General features: G+C 59.7%; 20 protein-coding genes. 7 read left to right on the top strand and 13 right to left on the bottom strand.

Features of this window, described 5'->3' with window-relative positions:
- Together GA0061102_RS29775 and GA0061102_RS29770 are read left to right on the top strand one after the other, a co-directional pair.
- Positions 1-274, top strand: a 274-nt coding sequence (locus tag GA0061102_RS29775) for a transposase (protein ID WP_159432223.1), incomplete at its 5' end; no start/stop codon positions are given.
- Positions 275-421: 147 nt separating this feature from the next.
- Positions 422-964, top strand: coding sequence for an adenine phosphoribosyltransferase (locus GA0061102_RS29770; protein ID WP_004116512.1), 543 nt, complete (start codon positions 422-424; stop codon positions 962-964).
- Between the two features lie 48 nt (positions 965-1,012).
- Here the strand turns inward: GA0061102_RS29770 and GA0061102_RS29765 are convergent, their stop codons facing one another.
- Positions 1,013-1,480 carry a MaoC family dehydratase gene (locus GA0061102_RS29765; RefSeq protein WP_092855891.1) on the bottom strand — a complete coding sequence of 156 codons (468 nt, stop codon included), beginning with the start codon at positions 1,478-1,480 and terminating at the stop codon, positions 1,013-1,015.
- Positions 1,477-1,941 carry a MaoC family dehydratase gene (locus GA0061102_RS29760; RefSeq protein WP_092855889.1) on the bottom strand — a complete coding sequence of 155 codons (465 nt, stop codon included), beginning with the start codon at positions 1,939-1,941 and terminating at the stop codon, positions 1,477-1,479. Before GA0061102_RS29760 ends, GA0061102_RS29765 begins: the two co-directional genes overlap by 4 nt.
- Positions 1,942-2,124: 183 nt before the next feature.
- On the opposite strand from GA0061102_RS29760, the gene GA0061102_RS29755 reads away from it, so the two are divergent.
- Entirely contained in the window at positions 2,125-3,246 is a 1,122-nt protein-coding gene (locus GA0061102_RS29755) for a hypothetical protein (protein WP_245298181.1), read from the top strand.
- A 24-nt stretch (positions 3,247-3,270) separates the two neighbouring features.
- On the opposite strand, the gene ychF is transcribed toward GA0061102_RS29755, so the two are convergent.
- Entirely contained in the window at positions 3,271-4,374 is a 1,104-nt protein-coding gene (ychF, locus tag GA0061102_RS29750; protein WP_092855885.1) for a redox-regulated ATPase YchF, read from the bottom strand.
- Positions 4,375-4,601: 227 nt separating this feature from the next.
- Here ychF and clpS point away from each other — a divergent pair, with 227 nt between their 5' ends.
- Positions 4,602-4,913 carry an ATP-dependent Clp protease adapter ClpS gene (gene clpS / locus GA0061102_RS29745; RefSeq protein ID WP_092855883.1) on the top strand — a complete coding sequence of 104 codons (312 nt, stop codon included), beginning with the start codon at positions 4,602-4,604 and terminating at the stop codon, positions 4,911-4,913.
- A gap of 16 nt (positions 4,914-4,929) precedes the next feature.
- Here clpS and GA0061102_RS29740 read toward each other — a convergent pair whose 3' ends face one another.
- The 5 genes from GA0061102_RS29740 to GA0061102_RS29720 form a co-directional block, all read right to left on the bottom strand.
- On the bottom strand, positions 4,930-5,403 hold the full coding sequence (locus GA0061102_RS29740; RefSeq protein WP_092855881.1) for a GNAT family N-acetyltransferase: 474 nt from the start codon (positions 5,401-5,403) through the stop codon (positions 4,930-4,932).
- A 1-nt stretch (position 5,404) separates the two neighbouring features.
- A complete protein-coding gene (pth, locus tag GA0061102_RS29735; RefSeq protein WP_092855871.1) occupies positions 5,405-6,124 on the bottom strand; it encodes an aminoacyl-tRNA hydrolase in 720 nt (239 codons plus the stop codon).
- Between the two features lie 73 nt (positions 6,125-6,197).
- Complete coding sequence (locus tag GA0061102_RS29730; RefSeq protein WP_092855870.1) at positions 6,198-6,929, bottom strand: substrate-binding periplasmic protein; 732 nt, start codon at positions 6,927-6,929, stop codon at positions 6,198-6,200.
- A 14-nt stretch (positions 6,930-6,943) separates the two neighbouring features.
- Positions 6,944-9,310 (bottom strand): EAL domain-containing protein, encoded by a 2,367-nt coding sequence (locus tag GA0061102_RS29725; protein WP_092855869.1) that lies wholly within the window; start codon positions 9,308-9,310, stop codon positions 6,944-6,946.
- Between the two features lie 240 nt (positions 9,311-9,550).
- On the bottom strand, positions 9,551-10,165 hold the full coding sequence (locus GA0061102_RS29720; protein ID WP_092855868.1) for a 50S ribosomal protein L25/general stress protein Ctc: 615 nt from the start codon (positions 10,163-10,165) through the stop codon (positions 9,551-9,553).
- A gap of 302 nt (positions 10,166-10,467) precedes the next feature.
- Between GA0061102_RS29720 and GA0061102_RS29715 the strand changes: the two genes are divergently transcribed.
- The 3 genes from GA0061102_RS29715 to GA0061102_RS29705 all read left to right on the top strand — a co-directional run bounded on the left by GA0061102_RS29715 (position 10,468) and on the right by GA0061102_RS29705 (position 14,741).
- Complete coding sequence (locus GA0061102_RS29715; protein WP_092855866.1) at positions 10,468-11,907, top strand: hypothetical protein; 1,440 nt, start codon at positions 10,468-10,470, stop codon at positions 11,905-11,907.
- A 112-nt stretch (positions 11,908-12,019) separates the two neighbouring features.
- A complete protein-coding gene (locus GA0061102_RS29710; RefSeq protein WP_092855864.1) occupies positions 12,020-13,480 on the top strand; it encodes a hypothetical protein in 1,461 nt (486 codons plus the stop codon).
- A 25-nt stretch (positions 13,481-13,505) separates the two neighbouring features.
- Positions 13,506-14,741, top strand: coding sequence for an MFS transporter (locus tag GA0061102_RS29705; protein WP_092855862.1), 1,236 nt, complete (start codon positions 13,506-13,508; stop codon positions 14,739-14,741).
- A 14-nt stretch (positions 14,742-14,755) separates the two neighbouring features.
- On the opposite strand, the gene GA0061102_RS29700 is transcribed toward GA0061102_RS29705, so the two are convergent.
- From GA0061102_RS29700 to GA0061102_RS29680, 5 genes are all read right to left on the bottom strand, one after another.
- On the bottom strand, positions 14,756-15,688 hold the full coding sequence (locus GA0061102_RS29700; RefSeq protein ID WP_092855861.1) for a ribose-phosphate pyrophosphokinase: 933 nt from the start codon (positions 15,686-15,688) through the stop codon (positions 14,756-14,758).
- A gap of 106 nt (positions 15,689-15,794) precedes the next feature.
- Positions 15,795-16,658, bottom strand: a complete 864-nt coding sequence (locus tag GA0061102_RS29695; protein ID WP_092855860.1) for a hypothetical protein — start codon at positions 16,656-16,658, stop codon at positions 15,795-15,797.
- Positions 16,659-16,716: 58 nt separating this feature from the next.
- Positions 16,717-17,868 carry a M24 family metallopeptidase gene (locus GA0061102_RS29690; RefSeq protein ID WP_092855859.1) on the bottom strand — a complete coding sequence of 384 codons (1,152 nt, stop codon included), beginning with the start codon at positions 17,866-17,868 and terminating at the stop codon, positions 16,717-16,719.
- Position 17,869: 1 nt separating this feature from the next.
- Positions 17,870-18,703, bottom strand: coding sequence for a peptidoglycan editing factor PgeF (gene pgeF, locus GA0061102_RS29685; RefSeq protein ID WP_425348578.1), 834 nt, complete (start codon positions 18,701-18,703; stop codon positions 17,870-17,872).
- Between the two features lie 82 nt (positions 18,704-18,785).
- Positions 18,786-19,883 (bottom strand): class I SAM-dependent methyltransferase, encoded by a 1,098-nt coding sequence (locus tag GA0061102_RS29680; RefSeq protein WP_092855857.1) that lies wholly within the window; start codon positions 19,881-19,883, stop codon positions 18,786-18,788.
- Between the last annotated feature and the right edge of the window lie 33 nt (positions 19,884-19,916).

The raw sequence follows: 19,916 nt of genomic DNA, 5'->3' as shown, positions 1-19,916 counted from the left end.
TCTGCTCAAGCAAAAATGTACCACGGCCACCCGAAGATACGTCCAAAGGCATCTCGATGAAGATGCACTCGCCCGCATGCATCAACGGGCAACGCCCGACATGATGCGAAAGCGTCGATGCACCGCAGAACATCCGTTCGGCACCATCAAACGGATGATGGCAGGCGGACGTTTCCTGACCAGAAACCTCAAGGGCACCAGAACCGAAATGGCCCTCTCGGTGGTCGCCTACAACATCAGGCGCACCATAAACATAACATCAAAACCCGCATAGACCCAGAAACCAAAAGAGGCCCCGGTCAAACCGGAGCCTCCAAACGTTTCCACACAGGCTGCTTCGGGGCCGCCTTTTTTGTTGGTATAGCGCCCGCATATTGATAGGGTGCCGCCGGCCCTATCACAGCCTGAGAGACTATATTTGATGAACACTATCGCTTCGGAGCTTGCTGCCAGCATCCGCTCCATTCCGGATTATCCCAAGCCCGGCATCATCTTCCGTGACATCACCACGATGCTTGGCGATGCCAGGGCGTTTCGCCGCGCCGTCGATGCGCTGGTACAGCCCTATGCCGGCACAAAAATCGACAAGGTCGCCGGGATGGAAGCGCGTGGCTTCATTCTCGGGGGTGCGGTAGCGCATCAATTGTCGTCGGGCTTCGTGCCAATCCGTAAGAAAGGCAAGCTGCCGCACGATATCGTCCGGATCGCCTACAGCCTGGAATACGGCGTCGACGAGATGGAGATGCATCGCGATGCGGTCAATCCCGGCGAAAGGGTCATCCTGGTCGACGATCTGATCGCAACGGGCGGCACCGCCGTCGGCGCGACGAAGCTCCTGCGCCAGATCGGAGCCGAAGTCGTCGCGGCATGCTTCGTCATCGATCTGCCTGACCTCGGCGGCCGCAAGAAGCTCGAAGAGCTTGATGTGCCGGTTCATACGCTGGTGGAATTTTCGGGACACTGAGCATGTCGCAAAGACTGATGGGGCCGCTGCGAACGGCCCCGCAGGTCGCTATTCAAAGGCCAGTACGGTGCTCTCGAAACGTAGGGCCGGGGTGCCATGCTGGTTCACGCCGTCACAGGCGAGCGTGTAGAGCGTCCAGCCGGGGCGCGAGGCCAGCGGGCGGCTGCCGAGGATGGCGACGCCATAGGTGATCGTATCGCCGGCAAAGACCGGTCTCAGCCATTGCAGGTTCTTGAAGCCGGGTGAGGGGCCGAGATTGGGAGGTGTCTTGCCTTCGGCGATCAGTCTGGCCGTCTCGGACTTCCAATAATCGACGAAGCTGCGCATCCACATGGAGCAGCTATGCCATCCGGAAGCACAGAGCCCGCCGAACAATGAGTGTTTGGCCGCTTCCGCATCCATATGGAAGATTTGCGGATCGAAGCGCGAGGCGAAGTGGATGATGCCTTCGGGCGTGAAAGTATGGCTGCCGATCTCGGCGCGTTCGCCGATGGCATAGAGTTCGCTCATCTTCATGCCGATACCCCCGTGCCGGCGCGCATGCGGATCATGGTCGCGTTCTCTCCGAGGCAGACGAGCTCGCCGCGCTGGTTCTCGATCTCGTGGCGGAACTTGACGATGCCTATGCCGGGGCGAGAGCGCATGGCGCGGACTTCGACCACGATGGAGCGGCCCGACAGCGTATCGTCGGCCAAAACGGGCTTTTTCCACTCCATGAAATCGATGCCCGGCGCACCTTGTGCGTCGGTCGCGAGCAGATAGGAATCGCACATCATGCGCATGAACACCGCCGAGGTATGCCAGCCGGAAGCGGCCAGGCCGCCGAGAATGCTGGCGCGTCCGGCTTCCTCGTCCAGATGCATCGGTTGCGGGTCGAATTCGCTCGCAAATTCTATGATCTCCGCCGCCGTCATATGTTTGGGGCCGAGCGGAAACTCCCGTCCCGGCTGGAAGTCTTCGTAGACGAGTTTCGTCATGTCTTCTGTCGTCCTCCACATCTTGCCCAAGGGCAATCGCATGGCCCGGAGTGGTGGCGCAAGCATTTTCATGGCGATAGCGGGTCACAGCAAAAGGAGATTGTCCATTGATGCCCGGCAGCTCTTGATTGTATGGCGGCGATGTGTTGAGGCTTGTAGTGGCGAGACGTATTGGGAATGAAAATGAGCAAGCTCGAAATCGCACTGGAAGATGCCGCCGGCGAGGGGATCATATCCTCCAGCCAGGCCGAGCGATTGCTGCCTTACCTGACCGCGAGGAATATCGGCGCGTTACCAACACGTCAGGATCTTTCGGCCCCGCGCTCGCTTGATGATTCCAACCCATTGGAAGATACGGAAGCGCCGCGTTTCGTGCGCGGCTTTCACGATGTGCTCATCACCATCGGCGTCATTGTGCTGCTGGTCGGGTTATGGGGATTGACGAGCCGGTATGTGTCCCTGCTGGCGATCGTCGTCCTGGCGGAAATCCTCGTACGCCGTCAACGCCTGGCGCTTCCCGCCGTGGTCTTGACCATCGCGCTCGTCGTCTGGCTTTTCCATGCGGTAGTGAGTTATGTCTCCTCCACGCCGGCGCTGGTCGATAATTTCACTGTCGGCGCATTTATCCTGGCGGCGCCCTTCCCACCGATGCTCGCATTGTTTTACTGGCGCTACCGGGTCCCGCTTTCCCTGGCGCTATTCTTGTTCTCATTGTTCGGATTGTTCCTTGCAGTGGTCTTCTATGTCGCCGGCACCGTGACGGGCTCCTCGAATGTGCCGGCAGACTATCCAATCCAGACGCTCATGATCTTGCTGGTGACCGCGCTCGGCAGCTTCGCATTGGCGATGCGTTTCGATCTCAGCGATCCGCGCAGGGTGACCCGCCGGTCCGACGTGGCGTTCTGGCTGCATCTCGCAACCGCACCGGCGCTGCTTTATTCGACCGTCCTTCTGGCCCTGCGCCTGGAGCTTGCCAGCGGTGGCATCGTCTTTACCAATCTCACCGACGCCCTCTTCGGAGGCTATATGCAAGCGGTGACTGTTCTGGTGGCGGTCCTGGTGATGATGCTGATCGGGCTCGTCATCGATCGCCGCGCTTTCGTGACCGCAGGGCTCGTGTCGCTCGGCCTCGCGACGGCGGCCATCCTTCGGCATAATAATGCCGGTCTCGACAAGGTCGGCTTCCTGGTGCTGATGATTGTCGGCCTGGTCGTGCTTGTGATCGGTATCGGTTGGGCCGATCTGCGCCGCCTCATCGTGCGGCGTTTGCCCGCCGGCATGCAGGCGAGATTGCCGGCGCTCTGATAGGCGCCGGCAAGATAGAGGCGATCAGGTATTGAAGCGGAAGTGGATGACGTCGCCGTCCTGGACAACGTATTCCTTGCCTTCGTCGCGGGCTTTGCCGGCTTCCTTTGCGCCGGTTTCGCCGTTGTAGGCGATGTAATCGTCATAGGCGATGGTGTTGGCGCGGATGAAGCCGCGCTCGAAATCCGAGTGGATGACGCCGGCAGCCTGCGGTGCTTTGGTGCCCCGCTCGATCGTCCAGGCGCGCGTTTCCTTCGGTCCTACGGTGAAGTAGGTGATGAGGTGCAAGAGCTTGTAGCCGGCGCGGATCAGACGATCGAGACCGGCTTCGTCGAGGCCGAGTGCGGAGAGGAATTCCTTCGCCTCTTCATCGGGAAGCTGTGCGACTTCCGCCTCGATCGCGGCGGAGATGATGACGACTTCCGAATTCTGCTCCTTGGCCATGGCGGCGACAGCCGCCGTGTGCTCGTTGCCGGTCGCCGCATCGCCTTCGGCGACGTTGCAAACGTAAAGCACAGGGTGCGAGGTCAGCAGGTTCAGACCCTTGAGGATACGGATTTCCTCGGCGTCCAGCTTCGACAGCAGCGTGCGGACGGGCTTGCCTTCCTGAAGCAATGCCAAAGAAGCATCCATGATCGGCAGCATCGCCATGGATTCCTTGTCCTTGCCGGTGGCGCGCTTGCGCGTCTGCTCGGTGCGACGCTCAAGGCTCTCGAGATCGGCGAGCATGAGCTCGGTCTCGATCGTCTCGGCGTCGGCGACAGGATTGATGCGGCCTTCGACGTGGGTGATGTCGCTGTCTTCGAAGCAGCGCAGCACGTGCACGATGGCATCGACTTCCCGGATGTTGGCGAGGAACTGGTTGCCGAGGCCCTCGCCCTTCGATGCGCCGCGCACCAGGCCGGCAATATCGACGAAGGAGATGCGCGTCGGGATCAGCTCCTTCGACTTGGCGACGTCTGCGAGCTTGCGCATGCGCGGATCGGGAACCGCGACTTCACCCGTGTTCGGCTCGATCGTGCAGAACGGATAGTTCGCCGCCTGCGCGGCCGCCGTCTTGGTCAGCGCGTTGAACAGAGTGGACTTGCCGACATTCGGCAGTCCGACGATACCGCATTTGAAACCCATGGCACCTTGTCCATATCTTGAAAATCTTTGCAGTGCCTATGGGGGAAGGGCCGTTGCGGGTCAAGTCTTGGGCATGCAAAGAGCCACTTTTCTGCTGATGGAAGGGTATTACGGGTGCCGGTCGCATTGTCTCCCTGACACGACCGTCCTTGAACGATGTGGTGCGCTGCACTATAATGCAGCTATTAGCCCAAAGCTTGTTTCCCCTGTCGTCAACGGTGATGCCGATGAGTGACAATGATGTTGTCCTGAAACCAAAGCCTAAAACGAAGCCGAAGGTCGAGAGGCCGAAGCTCTACAAGATCATTCTCGTGAACGACGACTATACGCCGCGAGAGTTCGTCACCATGGTGCTCAAGGCCGTTTTCCGTATGAGCGAGGAGACCGGCTATCGCGTCATGATGACGGCGCACAAGCTCGGAACCTGCGTTGTCATGGTCTGTACGCGCGATATTGCCGAGACGAAGGCCCAGGAGGCGGTCGATCTTGCAAAAAGCGCGGGCTTCCCGCTGATGTTCACGACCGAGCCGGAAGAATAGGAACGCTAGGCGTCTGTTAAGCCGGGCGGCGAACCTGGAAACCGGTCTTGTTCTGCGTGAAGCCGCAATTGGCGTAGAAGCGCAGCGTTGCCGGGTCCTTCGACCCCGTTAGCAGCATGACCTTGTAGCAGCCCCTTTCCCAGGCGCTCCCTATCGCCCGGCGGATGATCGCGCCGGCAAGGCCGCGCTGGCGGTAGTCGGCGTGCGTCACCACATTCTCGATCAAGGCATAGGGCGCACCGCCGCGCGTGAGATTGGGAATGACCACCAGCGTGACGGAGGAGACAGCCAACTCGCCGTCGAAGGCCGCGAAGATCGTCATGCCGGGATGGGCAAGGATTTCGGCAAAGCGGCTTTCCGCCAGCTGCTGCTCCAGCATCGGATCTTCGCTGTTCAGGTGCTGGTAAAGCGCAAGCAGCCCCGGCAGGTGCGTCCTCGCGATCGGCCGGATGACGAGATTTGCGGCGTCCTTGACGGCTGCATCAAGCATTTCAATTGTCCTTCTTGCCGAACATCCTCTTCAGCATTTCCGCCATGGGGCCGGTTTCCGGGATTTTCGGCTGGCTGTGATTGCGGGCTTGATGAATATGCGATTTGGCCGTCGGCGCCTTCTTCTCCGGCTTCGGCGCGTCGTCTTCCGCCTTGCCGCCCAGGGCGACCGCGATCTTGTTCATCAGTTGCGAATCCTCACCGCGCACCAGCATGTCGGCGTTATCCGCAAGCGCATCGAACAAGGGTTCAAGCCAGTCTCGGTCCACCTTGGCGAAATCGCCGAGAACGTGATTGTGCACGAGTTCCTTGGCACCGGGATGACCGATGCCGAGACGCAGACGGCGATACTCGCGGCCGACATGGGCATCGATGGATTTGATGCCGTTGTGACCGCCATGGCCGCCACCGGTCTTCAATCGCGCCTTGCCGGCGACCAGATCGAGTTCGTCGTAGATCACCACGAGATCGGAGGGTTGGAGTTTGTAGAAGCGCATGGCTTCGCCGACTGCTTCGCCCGAGAGATTCATGAAGGTCTGCGGCTTGATGAGCAGCACTTTCTGGCCGCCGAGCTCGCCTTCGGCAATCTCCGCCTTGAACTTCTTCGACCAGGGCGAAAAGCTATGGCGGCGATAGATCGCATCCACGGCCATGAAGCCGATATTGTGGCGGTTGGCCTGATATTTGGCGCCCGGATTGCCGAGGCCCGCGATGAGAAGCATGCGCTTCACCCCTTGGAAAATACCGATGCCCTTCACGACAGGGATTTGGCGGCAAAGTCAAGACGGGATGCGGTCAGTTGCCGAGGTGCAGGCCGTACTTCAGGAAAATCTGCCTCTGCGTTCCATCGGCAATCAGCGCATTCAGCGCCGTCTGCATCCTGGCCAGGAGGTCGGCGGGGAAATCCTTCTGGCAGGCGATCCCCAAGGACTGTTGTGAAAGGACGGTTACCTTCTCCACCGCATTGCCTTCTTCTTTCAACTTGTCGAAGTAGAATTCCGAGATCGGCATCAGGTCGATACGGTCACTGATCAGCTTCTTCAGGCTTGCCTTGAAGTCGCTGCCCAAGTCGATGCGCGGGAAATTGTTCCGGCGCAATATCGTCTCCGTGTAATCCTCCCGCCAGGTGCCGACGAGATATTTCCTGGCCTCGTCGAGGTTTGCGGCTTCGACTTTCGAGCCGCTGTGCTTGATCAGGATGTTGCGGTCGATCAGCAACGGCTGCACCCATTTGAAGAGCGTATTGCGTTCTTCATTGTGCGCGGTGGAGAAGACGCAGGTCATGGGGTCCGTCAGCGCCTGATTATAGGCACGGACCCAGGGCAGGACCGTAATCGTGTAGTCGACACCGATCGCCGCCATCACCTTCTGCACCTGCTCGGTGCTTGCCCCGACAGGCGTCTTGCCGTCGCGATAGCTGAAAGGGGGGTATTCCTCGGTGGTGAAATGGACGGTTTCTGCGCGGGCAGGAGAGAGAAAAGTCAGCGAAAACAGACTGGTTGCAAGGATGAATAGCTGCTTTCGCATGCGGGTCCTCGTTGCTATGACGCTTGTGCTATTGGGGATAGACAATCCTGCTGCAGGACGGCAAGCGCGTTCATCAGATTGTCCGGATGCAGCGGTCGATAGAACAGATAGCCTTGGCCGTAATCGATGCCCATGGTGCGCAAGGTCGCGCATTCCTCTTCGGTTTCCACGCCTTCGGCAATAACCGTGCAGTTCATTTTGTGCGACAGCGTGGTGATGCTTTCGACCAGCATGCGGCTCTTGGCGCTGACATCGGAAGCCGTGTCGTTGATTGCGCGAATGAAGGACTGGTCGATCTTGATGATGTCGACCGGGAAGCGATTGATGTAGCTCAGCGACGAGTAGCCGGTACCGAAATCATCAAGCGCGATGCGGCAGCCATAACGGCAGAGCTCGTTGACGACCATGCGCGTCTCCGGATTGTCATCCATAAGCACGGCTTCGGTGATCTCGACGACGATGCGTCGCGGTGAAATATCGTAGCGCGAGAGCAGAGCGGCGATGCGCACAGGCAGCTCCGGCTCGAATTGAAGCGGCGAAAAATTGATGGCGAGGTAGGTGTCCTGCATGCCGTCAAAGCGCGACAGCCTTGCGAAAGTGGCGATCGCCTTTTCCATGATGCGGTTGCCGATGCGGATGATGGATCCGGTCTCTTCGGCGACCTCGATGATGTGGGCAGGGGGCAGAATTCCCTTTTGCGGGTGATGCAGGCGCATCAGTGCCTCGAAGCCGGCAATCGCGCGGTCGTCGACGTTCACGACCGGCTGCAGATAGGCCTCGAACCAGTCTTCGTTGAGGCCGCTTTCGATATTGCTTTCCAGCTCGGCGCGACGGCGGGAAACGTCGAGCATGTCATTGTTGAAGATCTGTGCGCCGTTCTTGCCGTCGCGCTTCTTGGCGTACATGGCGATATCGGATTTCAGCAGCAGTTCGGCCGCATTGGCGGCCTGGCGCGGATATATCGCGATGCCGATGCTGGCGCTGAGGCGGGCGTCGCCATCGAAGGGCGCCTCGAAGATTTCGGCAATGAGCGCCGACATCTCGAAGGCTCTCGCTTCGGCGTCTTCCGCCAGCAGCAGGATCGCGAATTCGTCGCCGCCCAGGCGGGCGGCAATATCTCCGGGTTTCAAACACTGCTGCAGGCGGGAGACGAGTTCGCGCAGCGCCGCATCGCCGGCGGCGTGACCCATATTGTCGTTGATCCACTTGAAGCGATCGAGGTCGATGAAGAGGCAGGCGAGTTCGCTCCGGCGCAGGTCCGACTCGTTGATCTTGGCGTCGAGCGCCGTCTCGAAGCCCTGGCGGTTGAGAAGTCCGGTCAGGTGATCGGTGATCGCCTGCCGCAGATTGCGGTCCTCGGATTGCTTGAGCTCGGTGACGTCGGTCATGACTGAAAGCGAGAGGCCGTCCTGGATCGCTGTGGTCTCGAGGATCAGGACATCCATCACTCGCGCGTCCCGGCAAAGGAATTTCACCGTCACGGCAAGGCGCGCGGCGCTGTCGAGATTGCCGTATTTGCGTTCGGCATATTCCGAGCGCGATTCCGGCAGGACGAGGCTTGCAAACTGGCGCCCAAGCACCTCGGCCCGATCATAGCCGGTGGCTGCGAGCCAATAGTTGCTGACGGCGGCGATGCAATCGTCCTTGTCGAGGGAGAACAGCATGGCGGGCGTCAGATTATAGGTGTCCGTTGCCCGGCGATGGGCAAACTTCAGTTCCGTTTCTTCACGCTGCAGCTTGCTCTGCATGTCGTTGAAGCTGCTGGCGAGCCGGCCCATCTCGTCGTTCGACTGCCAGTCGACGTGATGACGTGAGCCGAGCCGGCGCGTGGCCTCGACGGCGTGCGTCAGCCGCATCAGCGGCTGAATGACGAAAATGCGGTTGCCGATCAACGCTGCACCGAAGACCGTCAGCACCGCGAAGATGAAGATGGAGATGAAGACGATTTCTTCATTCTTCAACCCGTCGAAAAGGCCAAGCACGGGGTAATAGACGGTGATGGTGCCGAGTTTCTTCGCGCCGTCGATGCCATTGTAGATGATCGCACGGGAGACCGCTTCCAGATTGCCCTTGTAGGATTTCGGGATGGTCGATTGCGTAACGTCGAGCTGACCGGAAAGGTCACGGACGTTCACCCTGACGATCGCACCCTCGGCGACTGTCGTGGCGCTGATCTGCGTCACGCTGTCTTCGTCCAGGTCCCACAATGGCTTCGCCAGTGCCTGAGCATTGGCGACGAGCAGAACGGTGATATGGTCCTTAATTTCCTTTTCCGCGCGTTCGGAAGACAGAAAGAGGAATAAAATGAAGAGCGGCGCTACGAAAACCAGCAGCGCACCACAGACGATCGCGAAAAACCTGTTTTCGACCGAATGGCTCATCGTTCAGTTTGCTCCCCAGTCATAGGCCGGCGGATTTGGGGCACCGTTCCCTACAACCCTTTCGCGCAGATTTTCATGAATCCGTTAAATGTTGCTGAAATTCTGGGGTTAATGGAAATGAATGAAAGTATAGATTCAAGAAGTCCTTATTTTTACTTTCTCTAATATTATCGCCATGCACGAAAAAACCCGCCATCCCCAAAGGGAGGCGGGTTCGAATGCTTACGATGAAGAGGCCGATTAGGCGCTGGCTTCTTCGCCGCCTTCTACTTCTTCAGCAAGACCGGCAGCCGGAGCTACGATCGTTGCGATCGTGAAGTCGCGATCGGCGATAACGGGCGTAACGTTCTTCGGCAGCTTCACATTCGAGATATGAACGCTGTCGCCGCTCTTCAGGCCGCTGAGGTCAACGGAGAAGAATTCCGGAATGGCGTCGGCCGGGCAATGAACTTCGACTTCGTGACGAACGATGTTCAGTACGCCACCAGCCTTGAGGCCCGGGGACTTCTCGTGGTTTTCGAAGTGGACCGGGATTTCGACCGTAACGGCGGTGTTGCCGGAAACGCGCAGGAAGTCGACGTGAACCGTGAAGTCACGGACCGGATCGAGCTGGTAGTCCTTCGGCAGAACCTTGATCTTCTTGCCATCGACGTCGATCGTAGCGATCGTCGTGAGGAAGCCGCCGGCGTGGATGCGCTTCGTCACCTCATTGGTGTTGAGAGCGATAGAAATGGGGGCCTGCTTGTCACCATAGATGACAGCGGGAATCAGACCATTGCGGCGAAGTTCACGGGCGGACCCCTTACCAACCCGTTCGCGCGCCTCGGCCTTGAGCTCGTAGCTTTCGTGGCTCATAGCTATTCCTTTCGAGGTTATTTGGAGAGTTCATCCGGTCGGCCATTGCCGTGTCGGCTGAACTGGAGGAGGGCGTGCCCTACCTCATCCGCGGTGCCTCCAAGGGTGTCTACGCGGACGCGTGGCGTATAATACAAAGTGGCTCAGGGTGCAAGCGCCTCCGGAATGCGAAGGTCTGTGATGACATTGCAACTCACGCTATGAGCCGGTGACGCCATTTCTATCAACGCCTTGACATATACCCTCGGCCTCTTCAACAGTCGAATCCAATCGATCAGGGTCAAGAAAGAGAAAGGTCGAGCATGCGCTCCAAGGTTATCGTCGCCGCGATTTTTTCCGTGGGCTTTGCCGGCGCATCGCAGGCGGCCGACATCAGCGAGCAGGGCGCCACCGATCTCCGCAATGTTCTGACGGAATCGCTTTCGCGCGATCTCATTCGCAGCGACTTCGTGACCGTCAAGCCGGCGGGCGATCAGTATGAAATTACCTACGATCTCGCGAAGTTCTTCGACAAGATCAATTCCAGCGTGCTCTCCGTCACCGGTTTCAAGCCGCTATCCCTGTTTGCCCAGCCTGTCGAAAAGGGCCGGTGGCACCTGAAGGGCGACAACAGCCTCGATATCGCCGTGCATTCGCCGACATCCGATATTGCCTATTCGATCGGCTCCAGCTCCTTCGACGGCATATTCGATCCGGCGATCGAGATGATGCGGTCGATGGGCATCAAGAGCAGCGGCGTGAAATTCTCCAGCGTCGGCAGCGGAGCCAAGAGCGGCCGCAAGGTCGACGCCTCCATCGATAGCGCCTCCTTTGCCCATACGGTGACCGATAACAGCGAGACGGGTAAGGTCGATCTGCAAATGCAAGGCTCATTGCAGCGTTTGAGCGAGCAATTCACCTTGCCGCGCGGCTTGCTTGTCAGCTTCAGCGCAGACAGCGTCATCAGCAATGTGACTGCGACGAGTTTGCCTGCGCAGGAGTTGCGCGCGCTCATCCGTTTCTTTGTGCAGCACGTCAAGACCAAGCAGCTTTCGGAAAGCGGCAGCGAGAAGTTCGAACAGCTGGTACATCGTGCCTTGCCTATTTTCGGCTCGCTCACCAAAACGGTGACGCTGAGCAATGCCGCCGTTGCCACGGACAAGGGCAAGGTTGGCGTCAAGCGCGTCGACTACAGCTTCAAGATGGACGGCTTGACCAAGGCATCCAATGTCAATCTCGAGCTGCGGGCGGAGCATTTCACCCCGGACGCGGATCTCATCCCTGCAGCCTACGCGCCATTCCTGCCCGAGACGCTGGATGTGCAGCTCGGCGTGCCCAATATCAACTTCTCCGGCCTCATCGATACGGCCCTCGATGCGGTTGCGACGCGGGAGACGCCGATGTCCGGTGAGGTCGTCAAACGCACGATGTTTCCGAGCGGATACGGGACGCTTGAATTTCCAAAGATCAGCGCTACTTCGGGCGTCTACGACATAGAGGCCTCGGGTACATTGAAGGGGTCAACCAAGGCTCACACCGACTATTCGCTGCAGGCGACAATCCTGGCGCGCGATTTCGACAAGACCGTTTCGGCCATTCAAGAGGCTGCGAAAGCCGAGCCACGTCTGAACAGGGTCTCCTTCAGCCTGCTCGCGGCCAAGGGCTTTGCAAAGACGGATCCGGACGGCCGCCTGCGTTGGGATGTCACAATGGACGAAAGCCGGACGGTGACGGTAAACGGGCAGGTGATGAAGAAGCCCTGATGCGGCGCGAGGGCGGGCCGTGTCCAGGGGCAATACTATAGTTCCGCTCGAAGGGCCTGCCGGGCATTTTCGAGTTTTCACGTTGTTTTTCCATCATTTTTGGGGGTGAATTATGCGTTTCAAAGCGGTTGCCGTGGCAGCTGTTCTTGCTGCGGGTGTGGCTGGCGTTGCGCAAGCGGCTGACGTCAACGAGCAGGGTGCGAAGGACCTGTTCAACAACCTGACCTATTTCCTGCCTGACGATATCGTCAAGAGCGGCGGAATTTCGGTAAAGCCGGTCAGCCCGCACTATGAGATCACCTATGATCTGCAGACGCTGTTCAGCAAGCTGGATGTCAGCGATCTCACGATCACTGGCCTGAAGCCGCTGATGATGCTCGCAACGCCGCAGGATAGCGGTCTCTGGAATATCGAAGGCAACAATGCACTCGATATCACGGCCAACTCCAAGCCCAGCAGCGGCCCCGCCATGGAGTTCCGCTACGCGCTGGCTTCCTCCACCTTCAAGGGCGTCTTCGATCCGGCACTTCATTATTTGCGTTCGATGGATCTGCAGGGCAAAGGCATCACCTTCGCCACGAAGACGACGGACGAAAACAACAGCGTTCAAAAGAACGACGCCACGGTCGACAGCATAGGCTACACGCTCTCTTCTGCCGACAGCGGCGAACCGGGCAGGCTCGACATGAAGATGAACGGCAGCATGCAGTCGTTCTACGACAAGATTTCGTCTGAGGATGTAGCGCTCGGCGAAGTGAAAATCGCGGCGATCGATTTCAACGTCGGCGCGACCAAGCTGCCGTTGAAGGCGGTGAACTCCTTGCTGCACTTCGTTTCCGAGCACAAGGACGAGAAAACCCTGTCGGATGCGGACAGCAAGGCGCTGAAGGCGCTGCTGCTGGAAGCCATGCCGATCGTCGGCTCGTTCGAAGAGTCCATTGCCACCAAGGATATTGCCGTCACGACGCCGTTTGGCGATGGCGGCCTGCAGAAACTCGGCTACTTCGTCAAGCTTGCCGGGCCGGCCAATGCGATGAGCGCCGATTTCGGATTGAATGCCGAGAAGCTGACCCTCGCAACGGGTCTCGTGCCTGACGATTTTATGGCCTTCGTTCCCGATGCCGCCGATTTCCAGCTGCAGGTGCCGAACTTGAACTTTTCGGCTCTGATGGAGGTCCTGCAGCAGAGCGACTTCAAGGACCCGGAAAGCAATGCGGCCGTGGACACCAAGCTGCAGCAGGCCATGTTCCCGGATGGAACGATGACGATCAATTTCCCGAAGATCAGCGCCGTTTCCAGTCTCTACGACGTAGAGGCCACCGGCAGCATGCGCGGCTGGCTGACCGAGAAGGACCGCGTGTCCATGAAGATGACCGTGCTCGCCCGCGATCTCGACAAAACGATTGTCGCTGTGCAGGAAGCCGCAAAGACGAAGGCTGATCTTTCCCAGCTCTCCTTCGGCCTGATGATGGCCAAGGGTTTTGCCAAGACGGATGCGGATGGGCGCTCGCGCTGGGATATCGATCTTTCCGACACCGGCAGCGTGACGGTCAACGGCCAGGTCATGAAATAAGCCAATCCGAAATCAGAATGCGACCATGTTTGTTCTGAGGCCGTTGAGCCAGCGCTCGATCTCTCTTCTGTGGGCCGGTCAGGTGCTGGCGGCCACCGGCTCGGAATTCTACATGGTCGCGGTCGTCTGGATCGCGGCGGATTTCATCGGCAGCAATGCGGGATATGTGTCCGCGCTGCAGTCCGGCGCGCTCCTGTTCGGCAGTCTTTTCGGCGGCATCCTCACGGATCGCTGGCGGCACAGCACGACGATGATCGCGACCGATCTCGTAAGGGCGGCTCTCCTGCTGATGCTGTCGCTTGCCGGCCTTCTGCATCTGATGAGCCTGCCGCTGCTGATGGTACTTGCCGGAAGCATTGCATTGCTGACGTCGGCATTCGACCCGTCGCTGCAGGCGACCTTGCCGACCATCGCCGTCGATCCCGATGTCCGGCATGCGACCAACGGCCTGTTCGATGCCACGCGGCGCATGGCGCGCATTCTCGGGCCAAGCCTGATTGCGCTCGTGAACGGCTTCTTGCCGAAGTCGCAATTCTTCACCGTGACGGCTGCAACGTTCCTGCTCTCGGCGCTTGCCGTCTGGTTGGCGGTGGCAAAGCTGCCAGCCGCGCCGCGCCGACGCGAATTTTCCGGAATGGCCGCCGTTGTGGACGGTGTCCTCGGTGGGTGGCGGGTGGCCCGGGGCCATGCGGCAATTCTCTATGGCTTGTTCACCAATCTGATGGGAAACATCGCCTGGGCGATGGGCATCCTGCTCGGCATGATCCTGCATTTGCGCGAAACCAGCGCCGATCCGCTGACGGACTACAGCCTGATGATGATGGCCTACGGCGTCGGCAATGTCGCGACAAACCTCATTCTCAGCAGCATCAAGCCACGGCGGCCCGTCGTCTGGATCATCGCTGCGAAACTGATCTTCGGGTCGGGTGTTTTTCTGCTGCCGTTGATGCATGACCGGATGTGGCTGATGATCGTTGCCTGCTTCGCGGCAATCAACGGTCCTTTCGAAAATCTCGCCATGCTGCATCTGATGCAGACGCGCAGCGAACCGCATCGCCTCGGGCAGGTCTATCGTCTGATGATGTGCGCGATTTTTTCCGGCCTGTTTCTGGCCTATCTCATGTCGCCTAGCCTGTTTGCATGGTTCGGCATCGGGCCGTCGATCATGGGCGCGGGCGCAGCCGTCTTCATCTCCGGCTTGATCGGAATCGGTCTGCTGGCATGGAAGCAGATGCATCCCGCCGAAGCCAAAGCCTCCTGAAACGCTGTCCGACCTTAGTCGAACAGGCTGGAAACCGATTCTTCCTGGCTGGTGCGGTTAATGGCTTCGCCGATAAGGCTTGCCGTCGTGATGACACGGATATTCGGAGCCGACTGCACCGCAGTCGTCGGCTGGATGGAATCGGTAATCACCAGTTCCTTCAGCTTCGAATTGGCGATGCGGGTCACGGCGCCGCCGGACAGAACGCCGTGAGTGATATAGGCCGTTACGCTGGTCGCGCCATTCTTCAGGAGCGCCTCGGCGGCATTGCAGAGCGTGCCGCCGGAATCGACTATGTCGTCGATCAGGATGCAATCCTTGCCGGCGACTTCCCCGATGATGTTCATCACTTCGGATTCGCCCGGGCGATCACGGCGCTTGTCCACGATCGCCAGTAGACAGTCGAGGCGTTTGGCAAGCGCGCGGGCACGCACCACGCCGCCAACGTCGGGCGAAACCACCATGACATTGCCGATATCGTAATTCGCCACGATGTCGCGCGTCAGGATCGGCAGAGCATAAAGATTATCCGTCGGGATATCGAAGAAGCCCTGGATCTGGCCAGCGTGCAGATCAAGCGTCAGCACGCGGTCTGCACCGGCCTCGGTGATGAGGTTTGCGACGAGCTTCGCCGAGATCGGCGTGCGCGGGCCGGCCTTACGGTCTTGGCGGGCGTAGCCGAAATAGGGAAGAACTGCCGTGATGCGCCGCGCCGAAGAGCGCCGCATCGCGTCGACCATGATCAACAATTCCATGAGGTGGTCGTTGGCCGGAAACGATGTCGGCTGAACGACAAACACATCCTCGCCGCGGACGTTTTCCTGGATCTCAACAAAGATTTCCTGGTCCGCGAAGCGCCGGACACTTGCCTTACCCAAAGGAAGATTGAGATAGTTGCAGATCGCTTCGGCGAGGTGCCGGTTCGAATTGCCTGCGAAAACCTTCATCTTGGCCCGCCTGTTACCAACCTGATAGCCGCGCTTTTAACCGCCTTGCTCTCGAATGCAAGGGGGGAGGGGTGCGATACCTTTCATATTTATGAAAAGCTTGTGGCTATCCACCGCTGGAATTGCGCCAGGAATTGAATTCTGACATGGTTTTGGTGCCGATTTTCTGCATGACAGCAGGCGGAACGGCCGTCCAGGGGTCTCCGCGCTTCAGCGGCGCGCTTTCCGCCCCCTGGATTCGGTGCACGCGGTTACCGGCACCATCCAGGACGTCCCAGACGTAAGTCACGGAGATTTGCGGCCCGTCTTCGAAGGCGGAGAGGTAGCCCTTCAAGATGTAGCTTGCGCTCGCGTCGCTGGAGCTCTTGATCGTCAGGCCGAGCGAACGGGCGTCCGCACCGAGTTGGCGCGAGAGCGGCGTGACGGCTTGCACCGGTGCGCCGATGATCGGCAGAAAGCGGATGCTGCTGCCGCCGGTTGCTGCTGTGGGCGGCAGCGATGCCTGTTGCTGGTCCGGCTGCGGATCGTCGGCAGCCTGTTGCTGCTGTGGGGGCGGATCGTCCGAGAGGCGGCGGTCTGCCTCGCGCTGCTCGTCGGCTTGTGAAAACTGATTGTTGGTTGGCGCGATCGACGCGGTGCGGGCGTCATTGAGAGGGCGGGAGGCATAGGGGTTGGTGCCGTTCGATCTCAGTGCCGACGCCTGTTCGTCGAGCGAGCCGCCTCCGCCGTAGCTTTGCGGCTGATAGCCTTGCTGGGAGGATTGCTGTTGATAGCTGTAACTCTGCTGCGTGTCTTGAAGGCTCCGGCGGGCCTGTGGCGCTGCGGCTATGCGCTCGACTTCGCGCTGTGTGACAGGCGTGGAGCCGGCATCGCCAATGGCTTCGGGCGGCGTCAATGCGTCCGTGGTGTTGCAGGCAGAGAGCGCGAGGCAAAAGCCGGCGACAGTCAATATTGTCCTGACCAGTCCCATTTGCGCGACGATCCTTCCTCTTGACGGTCTTCCCGTTCAGGATCGTTATCTTACGCTGCTAACGGTTAAGAAATTCGAGCGGGTGGCGGGAGAGGGCCTTCGGGCCTTGCGACGTCGTCAAATAGGTCTGCCCGAGGGTCATGGCGGTGCCGCTGTCGGAGTCCATGATGATCATGTGTACGAAGAGCGACATATTTTCCCCGATCTCCTGCGGGTTGCCCATGTGGAACATCTCGTGCTCCATCCATGAGGGGGAAAAGCGTGCGCCGAGCGAATAGCCGCATGCGTTCAGCCGATGGCGGGCAAGACCGCGCTCGTCCATAATCTTGGCGTGCATATCGAAAACATCGCCAAACGTATGGCCGGGTTCCAGGATCGTTTCGATCGCCTGAAGAGTCTCCAGGCAGGCGCTATAGAGCTCGCGATGGCGATGGCTCGGATTGCCAATGACGACCGTACGCATCATCGCGGCATGATAATGCGCGTCGACACCAGCCCATTCGAGGGTGAGCTGATCATCGGCATCGAGCTTGCGGCGGCCGGATTTGTAGCGGCAGAGCAGGGCCTCCGGGCCGGAGCCGATGATGAATTCGTTGGCGGGATAATCGCCGCCGCCGGAAAAGACGGCCCCCTGCATGGCCTCCAGGATATCGGCTTCGTCCGCGCCTGGCTTGATAATGGACAATGCTGCATCGAGCGCATCGTCTGCGAGCGTGGCGGCGCGCTCGACGCGGGCAATCTCCGCCGTGCTCTTCGTCAAGCGTAGGCGGCTGATGATATAGGAGGCATCGACAATCTGGCCGAAGCTGGCGAGCTGATGATCGAGCTGGCGGGCGATGTGGCCCGTCATGCCATGGGTATCGTATTCGATGCCGATCCGGGCACCGAGAAGATCGAGATCTGCAAGCAGTTCCCTCAGATCGAGGGTGGGGTCGGCATTGAGGCGATCGACCCAGATGCGAATATCTTTGATGACCGAGGTGAGCTGGGCCTGGCGAAGGTCGGCAGAGCGCGTCAGAAGCGTCATCGACCCATCTGCCTTGACCAGCAGCGTTTGGAAGAAGCAATAGCCGAACGTATCGTAGCCGGTCAGCCAGTACATGCTCTCCTGCGCGAAGAGCAGCATGGCATCGAGCTTTTCTTCCTGCATCCTGGCAAGCAGCCGGGCCAGGCGTGCGTCGAATTCACTGCGGTCGAAATGCAGGGCCATATCAACTCGTCTCCTCGATCGCGATGGCCGAGATCTGCCGGCCGTAGTCCGGCTCCTTCGCATGTGTCGTGCGGCGATAGGAGAAGAAGCGGTCGGAGTCCGGATAGGTGCATAGGTTCAGGCTATCGGCTGTCACCCCCGCCTTGCGCAGGCGGTCGACCGTCAGTGCCGGCAGATTGAACATGGCGTGGCCGGTCCGCTCTGACGGAGCGAAATATTTGGCATAGCTCGGATCGTGGGCGAGAAAACGGTCGACGAATTCAGGGCCGACTTCATAACTCGCCTGGCTGATCGAAGGGCCGAGGCAGGCAATGATTGCCTCACGCTTTGCGCCAAGCGCCTCCATCGCGTCGATGGTGTTTTCAAGCACGCCCGTCAGCGCACCCTTCCAACCGGCATGAGCGGCGCCGATCACCCGATTTTCCGGATCGGCGAAGAGGATGGGGCCGCAGTCGGCGGCAAGTACGCCGAGCGCGATGCCCGGCGTGGCCGTTACCATCGCGTCGGCCTCGGGGCGATTGCCGTCATAATCCGCGACGATCGTCACGACATCCGGGGAGTGGACCTGATGCACTGTGGCAAGTCGCTGCAGCGGGAGGCCGAACCAATCGGCGACGCGGCGGCGGTTCTCCTGCACATGCTCACGCTCATCTTTCGAGCCGAGTCCCACGTTCAATCCACGATAAATGCCTTCCGAAACGCCGCCGGCACGGGTGAAATAGCCATGGCGAATGCCGGCAGCCTTGGTGGCGCTCAGCAGCGTGCTTGCAATTGGTGTCGGCAACTGGAGCGTCCTTGGTACCTGGTTTAGCCTGTCGTGCGATGAATAACGCAGTCGCGGCGAAGGAGTTCGATTTGGCCGAGATGTTGACCCAGCCTGATGCGGGCTGTCAATCCGCAGGATCGATGGTCAGGGTTCAGCTGACGGGACGAAAGGGCAGGAGATCGATCGCCGGGCTGGAAACTGCGAGCGCCTTGAAGAGCTCTCCCATCTTGCCTTCACCGGCACCGGCCAGCCTCTCTGCAGCGGCACGAATGTTCTCCTGAGTTGCCGCATCCTGGTCGCGGCCAAGCGCCGCCGCCCGCTCCAGCAGGCCGAGCCCGATGAGGAAATCTCCCTGGTGACAGCAGCCGTTGATATGCATGCCGGATGCGAGCGCGGTTTGCGCCAGATGCTGGAAATCGACATGGCTGGTCAGATCCGCTTCGCCGGGATGCTCCAGCGGCGGGTCGTATTCATGCATGCGCACGGCTTGCAGCGTATCGCCGAAACCCGTCGCCATGTGGCCATAGTCGATGGCGAGCGCGGTGCCGCCATGGGCGCTCAGCCTGTCGCAGATCGTCGTCATGACGGCTTGGCGGGCGGGTGCGACTTCGAAAATGGCGCCGATCGGCGGAAGGCCGCCCTCCGGAAGAAATGCGGGGTCGAGCGTGGCGACGCCGGTGGTGAACGTCAGCTCGTCGTTGATATCAAGACCGACCGCGCGCTCGCGAAAGCCGTTGGTGGTGCGTACGAATTGGCGAATGGGGATGGCGTCGAAAAGTTCGTTGGCGGCAAGCAGGGTAAAGCCCTCTGGCACCTCGCCGAAATCCGTGTGCCACGAGACCTTCGCGCCGTGTGCCTCGAGAGTTTGCTGCTGAAAGCCTTGCAGGCGCTCGCTGGTTTCGACCAGGTGTACCGTCATGGCGTCATAGAGCTGTGGTGCCAGCTTGCCGATGACGCGCAGCATGTCTGACATCATCGTGCCACGGCCGGGGCCGATCTCAACCAGGCGCACATCCGCCGGCGCCCCATGGCGCTGCCATGCGTGTACCACGAAGACGCCGATCATCTCGCCGAACAGCTGGCTGACTTCAGGCGCGGTGACGAAGTCGCCGGATTGGCCGAAGGGTTCGCGCGTCTTGTAATAACCATGCATCGGATCGGCGAGGCATAGCGAAAAATAATCCGTAATGCTCAGCGGCCCATTCGTGCGGATGATGGCTTTGATCTTTTCACCGAGCGCCGTCGTCATTCTTTGCTTTCGCTAATGCATGATCCGGAAAAC

This window comes from Martinezella miluonensis, assembly GCF_900094545.1.
GTDB lineage: Bacteria > Pseudomonadota > Alphaproteobacteria > Rhizobiales > Rhizobiaceae > Rhizobium > Rhizobium miluonense.
Note: the sequence above shows the minus strand (reverse complement) of the source record. Positions and strands in the feature narration are given on the sequence as shown.